This is a genomic window from Azospirillaceae bacterium (assembly GCA_028283825.1).
Lineage (GTDB): Bacteria > Pseudomonadota > Alphaproteobacteria > Azospirillales > Azospirillaceae > Nitrospirillum.
In genome coordinates this window covers 596,263-612,709 of record JAPWJW010000005.1, presented here as the reverse complement: position 1 = coordinate 612,709, position 16,447 = coordinate 596,263, and the positions used below count along the sequence as shown (strand labels likewise).

Annotated in this window: 13 protein-coding genes; 6 read left to right on the top strand and 7 right to left on the bottom strand. The window is 67.0% G+C overall.

Translation table 11 applies throughout. The features are described 5' to 3' along the window. Positions 1-161: 161 nt before the first annotated feature. From PW843_29190 to PW843_29175, 4 genes are all read right to left on the bottom strand, one after another. Positions 162-1,607, bottom strand: a complete 1,446-nt coding sequence (locus PW843_29190) for a hypothetical protein (GenBank protein MDE1150645.1) — start codon at positions 1,605-1,607, stop codon at positions 162-164. Between the two features lie 27 nt (positions 1,608-1,634). Beyond that, positions 1,635-2,855, bottom strand: coding sequence for a pyridoxal phosphate-dependent aminotransferase (locus PW843_29185; GenBank protein MDE1150644.1), 1,221 nt, complete (start codon positions 2,853-2,855; stop codon positions 1,635-1,637). A gap of 177 nt (positions 2,856-3,032) precedes the next feature. Then, complete coding sequence (locus PW843_29180) at positions 3,033-4,757, bottom strand: hypothetical protein (GenBank protein MDE1150643.1); 1,725 nt, start codon at positions 4,755-4,757, stop codon at positions 3,033-3,035. A gap of 143 nt (positions 4,758-4,900) precedes the next feature. Further along, positions 4,901-7,111, bottom strand: coding sequence for a TonB-dependent receptor (locus tag PW843_29175; protein ID MDE1150642.1), 2,211 nt, complete (start codon positions 7,109-7,111; stop codon positions 4,901-4,903). Positions 7,112-7,142: 31 nt separating this feature from the next. Here PW843_29175 and PW843_29170 point away from each other — a divergent pair, with 31 nt between their 5' ends. The 3 genes from PW843_29170 to PW843_29160 all read left to right on the top strand — a co-directional run bounded on the left by PW843_29170 (position 7,143) and on the right by PW843_29160 (position 10,995). Further along, positions 7,143-7,442 carry a hypothetical protein gene (locus PW843_29170; protein MDE1150641.1) on the top strand — a complete coding sequence of 100 codons (300 nt, stop codon included), beginning with the start codon at positions 7,143-7,145 and terminating at the stop codon, positions 7,440-7,442. A gap of 240 nt (positions 7,443-7,682) precedes the next feature. After that, entirely contained in the window at positions 7,683-9,197 is a 1,515-nt protein-coding gene (locus tag PW843_29165) for a peptidase S10 (protein ID MDE1150640.1), read from the top strand. Positions 9,198-9,270: 73 nt separating this feature from the next. Beyond that, positions 9,271-10,995: a hypothetical protein gene (locus tag PW843_29160; GenBank protein ID MDE1150639.1), complete on the top strand. Its 1,725-nt coding sequence runs from the start codon at positions 9,271-9,273 to the stop codon at positions 10,993-10,995. On the opposite strand, the gene PW843_29155 is transcribed toward PW843_29160, so the two are convergent. Beyond that, the gene (locus tag PW843_29155) at positions 10,996-11,724 is read right to left on the bottom strand and encodes a YafY family protein (protein MDE1150638.1); all 729 of its coding nucleotides are present in this window, start codon (positions 11,722-11,724) and stop codon (positions 10,996-10,998) included. Between the two features lie 102 nt (positions 11,725-11,826). Here PW843_29155 and PW843_29150 point away from each other — a divergent pair, with 102 nt between their 5' ends. The 3 genes from PW843_29150 (at position 11,827) to PW843_29140 (ending at position 13,386) form a co-directional block, all read left to right on the top strand. Further along, positions 11,827-12,384, top strand: a complete 558-nt coding sequence (locus PW843_29150; GenBank protein ID MDE1150637.1) for a DUF4287 domain-containing protein — start codon at positions 11,827-11,829, stop codon at positions 12,382-12,384. Beyond that, positions 12,371-12,856: a hypothetical protein gene (locus PW843_29145; protein ID MDE1150636.1), complete on the top strand. Its 486-nt coding sequence runs from the start codon at positions 12,371-12,373 to the stop codon at positions 12,854-12,856. Before PW843_29150 ends, PW843_29145 begins: the two co-directional genes overlap by 14 nt. A 68-nt stretch (positions 12,857-12,924) precedes the next feature. After that, positions 12,925-13,386 (top strand): VOC family protein, encoded by a 462-nt coding sequence (locus PW843_29140; protein MDE1150635.1) that lies wholly within the window; start codon positions 12,925-12,927, stop codon positions 13,384-13,386. Between the two features lie 316 nt (positions 13,387-13,702). Here PW843_29140 and tyrS read toward each other — a convergent pair whose 3' ends face one another. Then, positions 13,703-14,977: a tyrosine--tRNA ligase gene (gene tyrS / locus PW843_29135; GenBank protein ID MDE1150634.1), complete on the bottom strand. Its 1,275-nt coding sequence runs from the start codon at positions 14,975-14,977 to the stop codon at positions 13,703-13,705. A 199-nt stretch (positions 14,978-15,176) separates the two neighbouring features. Next, positions 15,177-16,283, bottom strand: coding sequence for a catalase family protein (locus tag PW843_29130; protein ID MDE1150633.1), 1,107 nt, complete (start codon positions 16,281-16,283; stop codon positions 15,177-15,179). Positions 16,284-16,447 lie beyond the last annotated feature (164 nt).

Sequence of the window (16,447 nt, the reverse complement as noted above, 5' to 3'; positions counted from 1 at the left end):
GGAAACCGAGGATCAGCCAAGTCAGCGGTTGCTGACGCCCGGCACCTGAGGGCGGGAAAGAATAAAGACGCCGCCATCCCCCAGCCCCGCCCACGGGGCAGCGGGACAGGGCGGTCCGGATGTGGATGGCAGCGAGCGTTCCCCCACCGGCCGGGGGTGGTTCATCGGCGGCTTATGCCGATGAACCCGCTGAGGTCGGCGCTGAGGCGTACGCGCGCGGCGGCGTCGCGGTACATCATATGGCCACCGGCATAGCAATTGACCGACAGCCGCGCCGATAAACCAGGCTCCAGCTTTTCCTTGATCATTTCGTTGGCGGAACAGCTGTTCAGGCTGTCGTACAGACCGGCGGCGGCGAAGACGCGCAGCTTGGGATCATGTTCCATGGCGCGGCGGATCCAGGGTTCCGCACCGGGCGGCCCCTCGCCCGCCCGCGCGGCGACGATGGCGGCGGCGAACGCGGCCGGTGAGGTGTCACCGGAATTGTAGTTCCATTCGTTCCCCACCTCCTTGGCGGTGGGGTCGCTGTCCTTCTCCAGCCCCAGATAGGGCAGGTCGGTGTGGTAACCCAGCGTGTCACGCAGGTAATGCGTCATGATCGCGGCGTTGGGTTCGGCCTCCGCCGGGGCCGGCACCGGCGTGCTGATGCGCATGTCGAAGGTGTCCAGCTTGCGCCCAGGCAGCAGGCCGTTCAGGAACTGCCGGCTGGAAACGGTCAGGGTGGTGGCATCCACCTGGGATACATCCAGGCCCAAATGATGGGCCAAGTCCTGGGCCGTCGCCGTCTTCTGCGCCGGCGTCAGGCCGCCCACATGGGCCAGCGCCGGGATGTAGGTCGCACGCGCCCAGGCCAGGGCGGCATCGGCCGCGGCCTGCGGGCTGGGTGCCGCCAGGTCGGCCGGCAGGCGCCCATGGAACTGCGCCGCCGCCGCCCGGCCGGGCAGCTTCAGGGCGGTCGTGACCTCCTTGGGCAGGATCGGGCCGACGGGGATGCCACCGGAGATCAGCACGACACCCGCCACCGGCCGGCCGCGCTTCTCCAGCGCCTCCGCCACGCCGGCGGCGCGCCAGACGCCGTAACTTTCGCCCACCAGGTACAGCGGCGTGGCGGCGTCGGCATGACGCGCCGTCCAGCCCTGGACGAAATCGGCGATGGAGGCGATGTCGCCCAGAGTGCTGTAATAATCGGCCCCGAATTCCGGCTTGGCCGGGCGGCTGAAGCCCGTGCCCACCGGGTCGACGAACACCAGGTCGCTGGTGGCCAGCAGGGTGTCGGCGTTGTCGACCAAGGCCCCGCCCTCAAGCCGCCGGGGCCCAAAAGCCTCGAAATGCAGCAGGGTGCTGTTGGCGCCGGGGCCGCCGTTCCACAGGAAGGTGACGGGGCGCTTGGGGGCCCCGGGCACGCGATAGGCCACATAGAAGACATGGGCGTGGATGACGCCCTGCGCGTCCGTCAGATCCAGCGTGCCCGGTTCGGCGACATAGCGCAGCGGCCTGCCCGCCACGGTGATCTGTTGGGTTGGCGCCGCCTCTTTCCCACCGGTACAGCCCAGAACCAGGGACAGCGCCAGGGCGCCGATGCCGTACCGTATCGCCTTCGCCCTCATCGCCCCACCCCCATTGCCAGTTTCGCTTTATCCCTGGGCACGCCGCCAGGCGCGCAATCCTTCATGCAGGCGGGTCAATCCCCGGTCCAGCGTGTCGGCATCGCCGGCGTAACCCAGGCGCACATGGCCGGCCAAGCCGAAATACTCGCCCGGCGCCACCAGCAGGTTGAAGCGATGCCACAGATGGCGGGTCAGCGCCTTGGTGTCGGCCACCCCGACGATGCGCGGGAAGTACAGGCAGCCGGCCGGCGGCACGTCGCCGTCGATCAGCCCCTCCGCCCGCATGGCGGCGGCATGGCTGCGCAGGACCGGCGTGGTCGCCGTCATCACCGTCTGCCAATGCCGGTCATAACTGTCGGCATCTTCCATCACGTGGGCGGCCACGGCGTGCGACAGCTTGGAAACGCCTACGTCGCCTTCCGGCTGGCCGGCGCGGATGCGGGCCAGCACGGCCGGGTCAGCCATGATCCATCCACACTTCAGCGCGAACAGGCCGAACACCTTGGTCAGGCTGCTGAGGGTGACGATGTTGGGGGCCAGCGCCGCCGCCACGCCGGCCGACGGCCGCCGGGCGAAGTCGCCATAAACCTCATCCACCACCACCAGGGCGCCGACGGCGGATGCGGCCCGCGCCACCGCCTTCAGGGTGGCGTGGTTCAGGGCCGCGCCGGTGGGGTTGTGCGGGCTGGTCAGGATGACCAGTCGGGTGTCCAGCTTCAGCCGGGCGGTCACCTCGGCCGCATCGACGCCGAAGTCGGGTGCGGCGCGCGGCAGGTCGTCCACCACCGCCCCGGCCTCCAGCGCCAGGCTGGGCAACAGGCTGAAGCCCGGCGTCTCGATCAGCACGCGCTCCCCCGGCCGCACCAGGGCACGCAGGATCAATTGCAGGCCGCCGGTGACGCCGGTGGTGCTCATCACCCGATCCGGCGTCTCGCCATAGCGGGCGCACAGGGCGTCGACCAGGTGGCGGTTGCCGTTGGCGAAGACGCTGACGTAGCGCGAACTCATATGCGGGGCGGCATCCGCGTCGGCGCGGGTGATCAGCGTGCCGGCGATCAGTTTCGCCAACAGGTCCGTGGGCTCGCTGATGGTGCTGTCGTACAGCGCCACCGCGTCGGGATGGCCGGCCATGGCCCGCAGGCTGCCCCGCACCCAGTCCGGGTAGCTGGCGGCCGCGAAGAAGTCGTCCGTGGCGCCGGCAACCGGCGCTGGGGAAACGGAACCGACGGATTTACCGGCAGAATTCAAGGCGCACTTCCCTATCGGGCGAAGGTCGCGGAACAGAGGGGCCGCGACCGGTTTCATGCCTAAAGTCTAGACAACTGCACGGGTGGTTTTTTGCGAATACACCGCCCGAGGCGCCGATTGCGGATAGCTTATGCGGCATTTTATTTAAGTGGCGCATAAGCTATCCGCGTTATCAGGCTATTTACATGCGGCCTTGCCTGGTTTCAGGGCCCACTGGTATGTCGGCACCGTCTCGCCACGCGGCAGGTAGGTGACGGGGAAGACCTGGCCGTCGCGCCGGATTTGCAGGGTCAGGGTGGCCTTCTGGTCGCCCTGGAGGATATCCTGCGGCACCGGCTTGACGATCTCATCGCCATCGCGAACGCCGGCCTCCGCCGCGGCAGAGCCGGGGATCAGGCCGTGAATGATGCGCTTGGGCTGGATCAGCACTTCGGGGTCGAAGCCCAGCTGATAGCGGCGCAGGGGCACGGTCGTGCGGGTGAAACAGGAACCGAAGGCGTCGTCGTCCAGCACGATCAAGGCGCCGTCCAGCATGGCCTGGAATTCCTGGCCACCGCGTTCCCCCAGTTCCCTGGTGATGGTCTCGACCCAGGCGGCCTGGTCCATCGGCTTGCCCTGGTGACGCCGGTCCAGCATGGCCAGGATCAGATCGTCCAGCGACCGCCGGCCGTGGCTGGCCTTGCGCACCTCCCCATCCACCAGGGCGAAGTAGATCGCCCCACGGTCATAGGGCAGCACGCGGATGCGGGTGTCGGCCCAGAACCGCTCAGGGATGGCGCTGTTAGGCGCGGTGTTCAGGATGTTGGTGTAATAGCGGGCGACGGTGGTGTTGAGGTCGCGCAGGAATTCGTCATTGGTGATCTGGCCGGCGCGCAGCGGCAAGCGGTTCTGATAATAGACCGCGATGCCTTCGGTGAACCACGACCCCGCCAGCCCGGCCGGCGCATCCAGTGACTGGATGAAGGTGTGCACCATCTCGTGCGCCAGGGTGAACTTGAAGTCCTCGACCCTGGTCTTCTGGTCGTAGGTGCCGATGAAGGACCCGTTCAGTTCCACGCCACCACCGGCGTTCACCAGGTTGGGCCGCAGGAACACGCCATAGGGGGGGGCGCCCGCCGTTTTGAAATAGCCCAGGTAATGGTGGTACAGGCTTTCCGTCCACTGCATCAGGGCCCGGCCGTCGAACGGCGGGTCGCCCTGCCAGGCGGAGAAGAAGCCCTGGCGCGGTGTCACCTCGGGATAGCGGTGGATGTTGCCGCCCATGACATAGGTGGCGCCCAACGCCTCCGGCTTCAGCAGGTCGGCGGACGTGACGTCGCCGGCGCCCAGGCTGGAGATGCCGGCGGCCCCTGCCCCCAGGTCCCAGTGCAGCGCCAGGCGATAGGGCGTCGCCGCCTCGGGCAGGATCAGAAAGGTTTCGGTGGCGCCGGAAAAGGCGCCGCCATCGGTGCGCAATTCCAGCGGCGGGGCGGCACCCCGGGGGTTCGCCAAGGTGGTGATGGGCGCCCGGTACCGCACGGTCACCGTGCCATCCACCGGGCGGTCCGCCGTCCAGTGGCGGTAGGCCATGACCGGCTTGTCGGCATCGTCGGTGGACACCAGCGTGAGGGGGCCGGCGGCGTCGCTGGCCGTCAGGTCGCTCAGCGTGTCGGCCACGCTCTTGACGTTGTTGGTCACCAGCGGCATGCGCAGCAAGGGCGCGCCGGCGACGGCCTTCACGGCCGGGATGGTGACGGTGACATCGACATAAGGAACGGTGCCGGCGGCGTCCGCCGCGGCCGGCTTCAGGGTCACGGCCAATTCAGGGGCCGCATCGGCGGCTTGCGCCGCGGACATCATGGAAAGGGCGGACGCCGACAGCGCCAAGGCTGCCAGCAGGCCACGGAACCCGGTTCGACGCATCACCCTGCCCCCCACTGTCATAGGACCGCCGGACCCGTTTTGCCGGATCCGGGGTGAATCCAGGCCGGACCGTCGCCGGACCGGCCTGGGGTAGGATGGGGGCGACCTGCCAGCCGCCCCCTCAGGTACTGAACAGCCCCGGCTTAGAAATCGCGGCTGATGTTGATGCCGAAGGTACGCGGCTGGATGATGCCGCCCGAGTACGTCCCGGTACGGGTGATGGTGTCCAGCGGGGTCCCGCCGACGAAGGCGATCTTGTCCGTCAGGTTCTTGCCGTAGAACGAGACGCTCCAATCGTCGTGGGTGAAACCGGTCCGCACATCGAACGTGGTGTAGGCCGGCATGTAGAAGCGGGCCCCGGTGGCCGTGGTGTTGAACACGCTGTAACGGTCGCCGACGTAGGACACGGTGGCCCCGACGAAGCCGTTGAAGCCTTCCGTGATGTGGAACTTCTGGTCGGCCGACAGGCTGCCGGTGAAGCGCGCGGAGAACGGCAGGCGGTCGCCGGTGTTACCGTATAGGCCCGACGTCCGGACGTTTTCGGTCAGGGTGGCGTCGGTGTAGTCCAGGTTGGCGACCAGCGTCAGGCCTTCCGACGGGGTGACGGTCAGGTTGACCTCACCACCGCGCGACCGGGCGGTGCCGCCGTTCTGGATGTAGGAGAAGCCGGTGGGCGACGCCGCCTGCAACTGGATGGCATCCCACTCGATGTCGTAAATCGAGGCATCGATGCTTAGCAGGTGGTCGACCAGGACGCCCTTGAAGCCGATTTCGTAGTTGGTGGTGGTGTCGGGCTGATATGAGGCGGCCTCGCCGGGCGCATCGTTCGGGCCGCCGGGGCGGTAGCCGGTCGACACGCGGCCATAGACCATCATGTCCTTGGTGATGTGATACTGCGGCCCGAGCGAGTAGGTGAAGACGCTGCTGTTGGAATGCAGGTCGGTGATGGTGTTGTCGCCTTCCAGCACACCGCCGATGTTGCTGTAATCTTCCTGGAACTGGCGGCTCCAACGGCCACCGAAGGTGAAGTCCAGCTTGTCGTCGAAGTGGTAGGTCAGCGAGCCGAAGCCGGCGTATTCACGATAATGCGACGGGCCGAAGACGGTGTACAGGTCGGGGAAGCCGACATTCTTGCCGTCCGCCTTGGTGGCGACGTAGATGTTCTGCCGATTCAGGTTGTCTTCATTGGTGGCGAAGCCGCCGACCATCCAGTCCAGCTTGCCGCCGGGCTGGGATTCCAGGCGGACTTCCTGGCTCAGCTTGTTCATCTGGTAGTAGTTGTAGATGCCCGCACCCAGTGACGGGATGGCGGTGGACGGGAAGAAGTAGCTGAGATAGCGGCCGAAAGTGCCGCTGACGTCCTGCGGGCCGTTGAACACGGTGTGGCTGTAGGACGTGACGGCCACCAGGTTGGCGAACCCGAGGTCGGCCTTCAGGTTGCCGTTATAGATGCCCATGTCGGTATAACCGCTGTTCAGGCCGGAAATGGGCGCCTGGGTGTAGTCGCCGTACAGCGTCTTGCGGTTGATATCGACGTATTCGTTGGCCGAACCCTGGGCCAGCGAGTGCTGGTAGGTGCCCGACACCTGGTAGCTGATGTCCGGCGTGATCTGCCACAGCAGGCTGGCGCGGCCGCCTTCCGTGCGGGTGACGTTGATCTGCGTCTGGCCGCTGTTGGCGTTGGTCATGTAGCCCGGGTCCATGCGGCCGAAGGCGCTGACCCGCAGGCCCAGCACACCCTCGACGATGGGCACGTTGATATAGGCGCGGCCGCCGCCGCCCTCGCCGCCATGGGCAACGGAGGAGCCGGAGATGGCGACCTGGCCGAAGGTCTCATCCAGGTTGGGGGCCGCGGTCACGTAGCGGATCAGGCCGCCCATGGAGGCCGCACCGTACAGCGTGCCCTGCGGGCCGCGCAGCACTTCGATCTGCTGGATGCTGGAGGGATCCAGTTCCGGCACCACGGAGTCACCCAGGCCGCCGCCGCCGATCGGAACGTCGTCGATGGTGAAGCCCACGGTCGGGTTGTTGCCGCCGCCGGTGGTGATGCCGCGGATGGCGATGGTGGAACGGCCGTTGCCGCTGGAGATGACGTTCAGGCCCGGCACCTGGGAATAGAAGTCCCGCATCTGGGTGCTGTTGGTCTGCAGCAGCGTGTCGGCGCTGACGACGGCGATGGAGGCCGGCACGTCCATCAGGCGCTCGGACTTCTTCTGCGCCGTAACAACGATTTCCTGCAAATCGTCGGCGCTGTTGTCGCTGGCGTCAGCGGCATAGGCCGCCAGTGAGCTGAAAGAGAAAGTCGTAAGAATAGTCGTCGCCAAAAGGGCGCGGATACCACTACGGCTCTTCATATTACTACCCCCTGTTCTTGAAGCTCCCACCATGCCTTCACCAATCCTTGTGGGATTTTGTTATCCGGCATGGGCGAAAAAGATAATTTATGATACCGGCGGCCCCAGACTTTTCTTTCCAAATTGTGACCGCAATCGCGGCCTGAGAGGCAATTTTATTCCCGAGCGGGCCTCGCCAGAAATTTTCTGCCGAATGGGCCGGGACGCCCGCATCAAAGCAACGATTGGGATAGGCCAATTTGAAACTGAAAACCCAGGATGCGCCAAAAGCGGCAATAGCCATGCCGCATACAAGGCGATTCAGGGATATATTTCCCTAAAATACCGTTAATCCGGCCTACACCGAAGGGATAGCCAGCCAGAGGGGGCGCCCCGCCATCCCGTGAAACGGCAATGCCGGCCGGACGGCGGGCGCGCATAAGCTATTCCCCAAAACGCCCGTGACGCGGATTTTCACATATTAAATGCGCGGCCCCGTTCTTAGGCTGTTTCATGAGCGTACCGGACAGGGACGGGCGTATCCCGAACTCCGCCGGCGCCGATGCCGACCTCAGCCAAGAGATGAAGAGCCATGCCGTCACTCACCCGTAGGCAATCCCTGCTTGGCGCCGCCGTCGCCGCCCTGACCTTGAAGGCCGCCGGCAGCGCGCAGGCGCAGGAGGCGGCCCCCGCCGTCGCCCCGCTTTCCGGCGGCCCTTTCGTCACGCGGCACACCGGCACCTTCAACGGGGAAAGCGTCGCCTACACCGCCACGGTGGGTGAGACGGTGGTGGCCGGCCCCGAGGGCGCGCCGGGCGTGCGTTTCATCACCACGTCCTATGTGCGCGACGGCGCCGACACCGCCACGCGCCCGGTGCTGTTCCTGTTCAACGGTGGGCCCAGCGTGGCGTCGGCCACCCTGCACATGGTGGGCTTGGGGCCGAAGCGCATCGCCGTTGCCCAGGACCCGGCCCAGCCCCAGCCCGATCCGCAGCCGGTGGTGGACAATGCCGAAAGCGTGCTGGACGCGGCCGACCTGGTGTTCATCGACCCGGCGGAGACCGGCTTCAGCCGCATCCAGCCGGGCGGAAAGCGTGACTATTTCTACAGCGCCTTCGGCGACGCCCAGTCGGTCGCGGACTTCATCGCCGCCTGGGTGAAGGCCAACGGCCGCGAGGCCTCGCCCAAATTCGTGCTGGGTGAAAGCTACGGCACCATCCGTGCGGCCTTGGTGGCCGGCCGCCTGTCCAAGGTCATGCCGCTGGACGGCGTCTGCCTGTTCGGCCAGGCGGTCAACATGATCGAGACCAGCCAGCGCCGGAACAACATCGTCAGCTACGCCCTGAACATCACCGCCCTGGCCGCCATCGCCGCCTATCACGGCAAGGCCGACCGCAGGGCCAAGTCCATGGCGGCCTTCATCGAGGAAGCCTACGCCTGGGGCACGACCGAGTACCTGCAGGCGCTGTTCAAGGGCCAGGCGCTGAGCCCGGCGGAGCGCCAGCACATCGCCCTGCGCCTGCAAGCCTTCACCGGCATCAGCGCCGACTATTACCTGGCCAACCGCCTGATCATCAGCAAGATGGCCTTCTCGCGTGAGTTGCTGCGCGACCAGGGGAAGATCATGGGCATCTACGACGCGCGCTACGTCGGCCCGGCCCCTGCCCCCGGCCAGCGCGCCCACGACCCCTTCGCGCCCGCCATCGCCGCCGTCGGCAGCGCCATGCGCGACCATCTGGCCCAGGACCTGGGCGTCACCTGGCCGGGCGCGGATTATCGTGAGGCCGCGCCCGACGTGGACGGCTGGCTCTACAACGTCACCGCCAGCATGGGCGGCGGCCCGTTCGAGGATTACGACTACCCCGCCGACCTCAGCAAAGCCTTCCAAGCCAACCCCAAGTTCCGCCTGCTGGTCGGCACCGGCATCTATGACCTGACCACCACGGTGGGGCCCGCCCGCTATCTGGTGTCGCGCAGCGACTACCCGGCCGACCGCGTCTTCCTGCGGCAGTTCGAGGGCGGCCACGTCAGCTACACCAACGACCCCGCCCGCAAGGCACTGGCCGCCGACGTGCGCGCCTTCGTCACAGGCGGCAAGCCGGCCTGATCAGCGGTAGGCGGTGGGTGGGGGCGCCGGCCAGCCCCCACCCCTGACGCAAATTCCTAGGGGAAAAGACAAAGTGCGGCAGACATTCCTGGCGGCGCTGGCCGTCAGCGCATCGTGGATTTGCACCTCGGCCATCGCGCAGTCCCTGCCTCATGTTGAGGTGAAGCTGACGCCGATCATGTCGGACGGGAACCTATCCGGCATCCGCGTGACGGAGGCCCTGACCGGGATCGAGGGGTCGCCAGCGCAGGCCCTCGTCTCCGTTCCAGCGCGTATCGCCCTGACCATGGGACAGGACTATGCGGCGGCCGACGTGGTGTTCCAGGACGCCAACGGCCCATTGCCCGCCCGCATGGATGTCGATCAGCCGCCGCCGGGAATGCCCCTGCAGATGCGCAGCTTCACGCCACTGCGGGCCACTGATGGCGCCATCACCATAACCTATTCCGCCAGGGTCGCGCCCGCGCTGACACCACGGAAGCCCGGCCCCTCCTATGATTTGCGCGGGGCGGAAGGCGGCGTCGGCGGCGCTTATTTCTCCTTCCTGCTGCTGCCCTTGCAGGTCCCGAAGGTGGCCATCCACCTTGCCTGGCAGGTGGCGGAACCACCGGACGGGATGAGGGTGGCCACGACATCGGGCGGCGCCGACTATTCGGCGGAAGCGCCGCCCATGGACATCTACGGGACGTTCTTTCTGGCCGGCCGGCTTCATGGACAGACCAGCGCCGGCTCCCAGTTCCAAGCCTACTGGATCGGAACCCCGCCTTTCGATGCCGAGTCCATGATCGACTGGACCCGCAAGTCGTTCACGACGCTTCAGGATTTCTTCCAGGATACGGACGCCAAACCCTTCACCCTGCTGATGCGTCCCTATTTGCGACCCCGTGACGGTGGCGGCGCCGCCCGGGGCGGCTTCATGCTGGAATACGGCAGGGGCGCCATGGACGACGCGGCCCGGCGCCTGATGTTCACCCATGAGATGGTCCATCACTTCGTCGGCGTGCTGGACGGGGACAGCAGTGCCAACGCCTGGTTTGGCGAAGGGCTGGCCGAGTTTTACAAAATCCGCCTGCCCCTGCGCGCCGGCCTGGTGAACGTCGTGGAGACCGCCCGCGAAATCGGTGGCATGACCAACGCCTATTACATGAGCCCGCTGGCAACCACCCCCTATGCCGACATGGGCAAACAACGCTGGGCTGGGGGCGCCGCCCAGGTGGTGCCCTACAACCGGGGTTTCATGTACTTCGTCAATCTGAACGCGCTGATCCAAGCGCATTCAAAAGGGCGGCGGTCACTGGATAATCTGGTGCTGGCCATGCTGGAACGCCGCCGGGCAGGACTATCCTATGATGAGGCCGCCTGGCGCGCCGTGCTGAACCAGGAACTTGGGCATCCCGGCGAAGAGGACTTTGACCGGATGCTGCACGGCGACCTGATCGTTCCGCCCGAGGACGCGTTCGGCGATTGCTTTGCCCGGCACGCGACCACCCATCCGCGCCCGGAATTGGGGATGTCGGAAGACACCTTCCTGGTGCCACCCTACAAGGTGACCGACCTGGTGCCGGATTCCGCCGCGGCCCGAAGCGGACTGCGCGAAGGCGACGCCATCACTTCCTTCTTTGGCGTCACTCCCAACATCCGCCACAGCCGGTCGAATGTCGATCTGGACGCGCAAGTCGATGTGGTGGTGGAGCGCGAAGACAAGCCCCTGCTGTTCAAGTTCTCCACGGCAGGGAAAACGGTGCCGGAGTACACTTGGCTCCTGAAACCGGACCATCCGGCCGCTTGCAGCCTCTGATCAATCCGCCGCGTCAAGGGTAGGCGCCGCGCCAGCGGCGGCCAGCGCCGCCTCCCCCTTCAGCCGCCGGAAGTCCGCCAGGCGCTTGCCGGGTTCGTCCCGGAAGGTACGGTCCAGCACCTCCAGCGCTTCGATGCGATCCAGGCGGAAGCAGCGGAAGTCCGCCTGCATCTCGCACCATGCCACCAGCAGCCACACCGGCCCGAAGAAGGTCAGGGACAGCGGCCGCACCACCCGCGTGCTGACGCTGCCGCGCAGGGTGCGGTAGCGGATGGACAGGCATTGCCGCCGTTGCGCCGCGCGCTTCAATTGCAGCAGGTCCACCGTGGGCGGATGGCGTGTCACCCATTGCGGCGCCCACAGGATGTTGCGGTCGATGCTGGACTGCGCCGTGGGCGGCAGCACCGCCTTGACCTTGGCCAGCGCCAGTTCCGCCTGGGCAGCCAAGGCGCCGTCGCTCCAGATCGCCAGGATGCGGGCGGCGAAGGCCAGCGCCTCCGCCTCATCCTCCGTCAGGGTCAGGGGCGGCAGGAAGTATCCCGCTTGCAAGGTGAAGCCCACGCCCGCCTCACCCTTGATGGGCACGCCCGCCGCCAGCAGCGCGTCGATGTCGCGGTAGACGGTGCGGGCCGACACCTCCAGCGCCTCCGCCAGGCTGGCCGCCGTCACCACCGGCCGCGCCCGCAACAGATCCAGCAATGAGAGCAGGCGTTCCGCCCGGCGCGCCATGTTGACACCACGCTGTCAAGAGAACACGCGTAGGATGCATGAAGCGGCTGAGGGCAAAAGGAAAATCTCAAGCGGCCGGCCAAATGGAGAAGTGGGGGAACAATGGCATCGGTGGAACAGGGCATCGCCACGCTGGAACGCAATATAGAGGCGGCCTACGGCACGCCCATCGCCGAATGGGTGACACGCATCCAGGCGCAAGGGCTGGCCAAGCATGGCGCCATGGTCGCCTGGCTGAAGACGGAGCACGGGGTCGGCCACGGCCACGCCAACCATATCGCCAAGCGCGCGCTGGAGGCCGCCGCCCCGCGCGACGCCGACGATCCGGTCGCGCACCTGTTCGAAGGGAAGGAGAGCCTGCGCCCCCTGTACGACCAGGTGGTGGCCTACGTCCTGACACTGGGCCCGGATGTGGAGGTGGCGCCCAAGAAGGCCAATGTCAGCCTACGCCGGGCCAAGCAGTTCGCCCTGCTGCAACCCAGCACCAGGGCGCGGCTGGATTTGGGCCTGATCCTGAAGGGGCGCGCGCCCGAAGGCCGGCTGGAGGCGTCTGGCAGCTTCAACCCCATGTTCAGCCACCGGGTAAAACTGACCACCCCGGCCGATTTCGATGCCGAGATCCAGACCTGGCTGCGGGAGGCCTACGATGAAGCGCCGTAAGGTTTGGGCGGCGGCCCTGCTGCCACTGCTGATGTCCGGCACGGCCTGGGCCGCCGATCCGCTGGCGCCGCTGGATTTCCTGATCGGCCATTGGCAGGCGCCGGCCGTATCGGCCGACAGCCCCGACCAGGGCGGCACATTCGACATCGGCCGCGACCTGGGCGGCACCGTGCTGGTCCGCCACGACCATATCCGCCTGAAAGACGGCGGGGCCATGGACATGCTGATGCTGGTCTACCCGGAGGCCGGCGGCCTGCGGGCCGACTTCTTCGACACCGCCGGCCACGTCATCCATTACCAGGCCGCCTCGGTGACGGCGGACCAGGTGACCTTCCTCAGCGACGGTACGGGCCCCACCTTCCGCCTGACCTACAGCGCCGTTGGCAAGGAGAACCTGCGCGTCCGCTTTGAGATCAAGCCGCCGGGCGGCGACTTCAAGGTCTTTACCGAGGGCATGGCGACGCGAGGCTAAACCCAGGGAACCGGATGGGGTCTTGGGCAGTTTCCTGCCTATCGCCCCCTCCCTCCGAAAGCCCCTCGATGACCGTCCATGCCATCGCCACACAACCCGCCCCCTATCAGCCCGGCGGTTCCCGGCCGGTGGACCACATGGTGGTGCGGGTGGGTGATCTGGCGCGATCCCGGGATTTCTACGGCAAGCTGTTCGGTTTCTTAGGATTCGAGGTCATAGGCGACTACGCCAACATGGTCGGCTGGTGCAACCCGGTAACCCGTTTCTGGATTTCCGCCGCCAAACCCAGCGAGAAACCTCAATCCTACCGCCTGGGCGATGCCGGCCTACGCCGCTACGCCTTCGAATTGCGCTGCCGGCGGGACGTGGATGCGCTGCAAAGCTTCCTGACGTCCATCGGGGCCGAGATCGTGGCCCCCGCCGGGGAAGAGGACGACGACCTTTACGCCGTCCATTTCCGGGACCCGGACGGCATGAGGCTGGAGGGCATGACCTGGGGCAAGGGTGAATCCCAGGCCGTGGCGCAGTAGGCGGCCCGGCGCGGCCAGCGCAGTTGCGCCAGAAGGGTGGCCGCCAGCGCCACCGCCATCAGCACCATGGCCCCCGCCAGAATGCCCAATGCGGCAGCCGTGGCCAGGATCGCGATCCCCAGTACACGGATATGTCGCGCCGTCATCGTCAACGTGCTTCCCAACCGCCCCACACTCGACTGCCCCGCCATGGTCGATGCCCCCCATCAATGCTCGCGGTGACAGGCTTAGTGATAATCATTCTTAACTTCAACACATTTCCGGATGCGGAAACGGCCGGGCAGCCGCCCGGCCGCTCCAATGGGGACGGTCTGCCTCAGGCGGGCCGGCGCACCAGCACATGCCGCTTGCGCCCCACCGACAGGCGCAGGGCGCCCTCCAGCGGCAGGGCGGCCGCCACGACGGCATCCGCCGCGTCGATAACCGTGCCGTCCATCCGCACACCACCACCGGCGATCAGCCGCCGCGCCTCCCCTTTCGAGGATGCCAGCCCACCGCGCGTCAGCAGGTCCACCAACGCAGCGCCCCCCTCAACCTCCGCCATCGTCAGCATCACCACCGGCAACCCCTCGGCGTCGGCACCGGCGAAAGCCCCGGCGGCGGTGGCGCTCGCGGCCTGGGCCGCGTCGGCGCCATGGGCCAGGGTGGTGGCGGCGTCGGCCAGCACCCGCTTGGCCCGGTTGATCTCCGCCCCCGGCAACGCCTCCAGCGCCGCGATCTCCGCCAAGGGCAGATCGGTGAACAGGCGCAGGAAACGGCCGACATCGGCATCGTCGGTGTTGCGCCAGAACTGCCAGTAGTCGTAGGGCGGCAGCCGGTCGGCGTTCAGCCAGACGGCGCCGGCGGCGGTCTTGCCCATCTTGGCGCCCGACGCGGTGGTCAGCAGCGGCGTGGTCAGGCCGAACACCTCCCGCCCCTCGATCCGGCGCACCAGGTCGATGCCGTTGACGATGTTGCCCCACTGATCCGACCCACCCATCTGCACCACGCAGCCGGCGCGGCGGTGCAGTTCCAGGAAATCGTAAGCCTGCAAGATCATGTAGTTGAACTCCAGGAAGCTCAGCGGCTCCTGGCGATCCAGCCGCGCCTTGACGCTGTCGAAGGACAGCATGCGGTTGACGGAGAAATGGCGGCCCACGTCGCGCAGCAGGTCGATATAGCCTAGGCGGTCCAGCCAGTCGGCGTTATTGACCATGATCGCATCCGTGGGGCCGTCGCCGAACACCAGGAAGCGTTCGAACGCCCGGCGGATGCCCCGGATGTTGGCGGCGATCTGGTCATCGGTCAGCAACGGCCGTTCGGTGGCGCGGAAGCTGGGATCGCCGATGCGGGTGGTGCCGCCGCCGATCAGCACGATGGGCTTGTGCCCCGCCTGCTGCAACCGGCGCAGGGTCATGATGGGCAGCAGATGGCCGACATGCAGGCTGTCGGCGGTGGCATCGAAGCCGATGTAGGCCGGCACCACCCCCGCCTGGAAGGCCGCGTCCACGCCCTCCAGGTTGGTGCACTGGTGCAGGTACCCCCGCGCCGCCAGCACGGTCAGGGCGGCGGAGCGGAAGGTCGTATGTCGGGAAGGGTCCAGGGTATCCATCGTCGGTGTCCTCGCGTGGTGGATCGCCACCAAGGAACCGATCGTCATAAAAACGAATGCCGCCTTGGCGGCGGCATCGTTTCAACATGGTCGAACAACGCCGCTCCTATGAGGAGGGCGCGTAATACGTGCAGCAAAGGGGAAGCGTCGTGACCATGGGCGGCATGGTGGCCGCGACGCCCTTCCCTGTCAACGTGTGTCATCCCAGGGCCGGCACCGACCGTGGCTCATGGATGGGACAGCCGTTGAGGTGGCTGCGCAGGCCGGCGGAGACGGGGTAGACATGGCGCCGGGCGCGCATGATGTTGCCCAGCGGCCGGTGCGCCTCGATGCCGTGCCAGGGGTTGAAGCTCATCTCGTCATCCATCGCCTGGGATCGGGGTGCGGTCCAACTGTCCTGGGCCGGCACCACCAGGGTGGCCAGCGCCAGGTAGGGGTTGGCCTCTTCCGCCCACGGGCGGGAGGCATCCTCGATGGGGTTGGCCTCCAGGTCGCGGCATAGCTGGGCGCCCAGGGTCCAGGCCCCGCCCTGCCGGGCCAGCAGATCCGCCACCTCCTCCCGCAAGGCGTTCTCCCGGCCGGCGTAGTCGATCTCCTGCCCGACCAGGGCGCGGAAATTGTCGGAGGCGGCCTGGAGATCCAGCTTGGCCATGCAGGCGCCGAAGCGACTGGCCGCTTGTGTGAAATAACGTTCGCCCAGCGGGTGGGTCCTGGGATAGCCACCCAAGCCTTTCAGCAGCGCGCTCTCCGTGCCCAGCGCCTCCAGCCCCTTCTCCAACGGGCGCAAGGTGGCCGACAGGGCCGCCTTCGCCCACTCCGCCCTGTCGGTGGTGGCGGCCAGCAGCTTCAGAACCTGCAGGAAGCCCTTGGCATCCGGGGCGGAAAACACCGGTGCCGTCGCCATCAGGAAATCCTGGGTCACGTCACGCTCCGACCCGGGCAGGCGGTCCCCCTCCACCCCGATCACCTTGATGGCAATGCCGCGCGGCAGGGAAACGCTGTCGCGCAAGGGGTCACCGGGCGTGGTGGAAATGCGGACCAAGGCGGGATAGGTGCGCCCCGGCTCCGCGAAGATGCCCTGGCGCAGCTCGGTGGGCAGGTCGGGCCGCACCGTCAGTTCGGCCCGCAGCAGAGCGTGGCTCTTGGCATGCACGCCGCGCTGGGCATGGCCCAGATCCGCATGGGTTTTGGTGATGATGGTCTCGAACACCTCCGCCAGCGCGCGGTTGGTCTCCGCCTCATCGGGGCTGACCGTCTCAACCGCCGGGGTGAAAGGGATGGGGCGTGCAAGCGGGGACTGCGTCATGGCCGTCACTCCATCAGGGACTGGCCATCGAAGACGGCCGCAAAGGAAGGTCAAGGCCAACGCCACTTCCTCCCCTTTGGTTCCCTTCAGCCACGCACCGGTTTCCTTGCGGGCCACATTGCACATTTAAGAACAGTTAATTGTCCGCATTGACACATAGCATG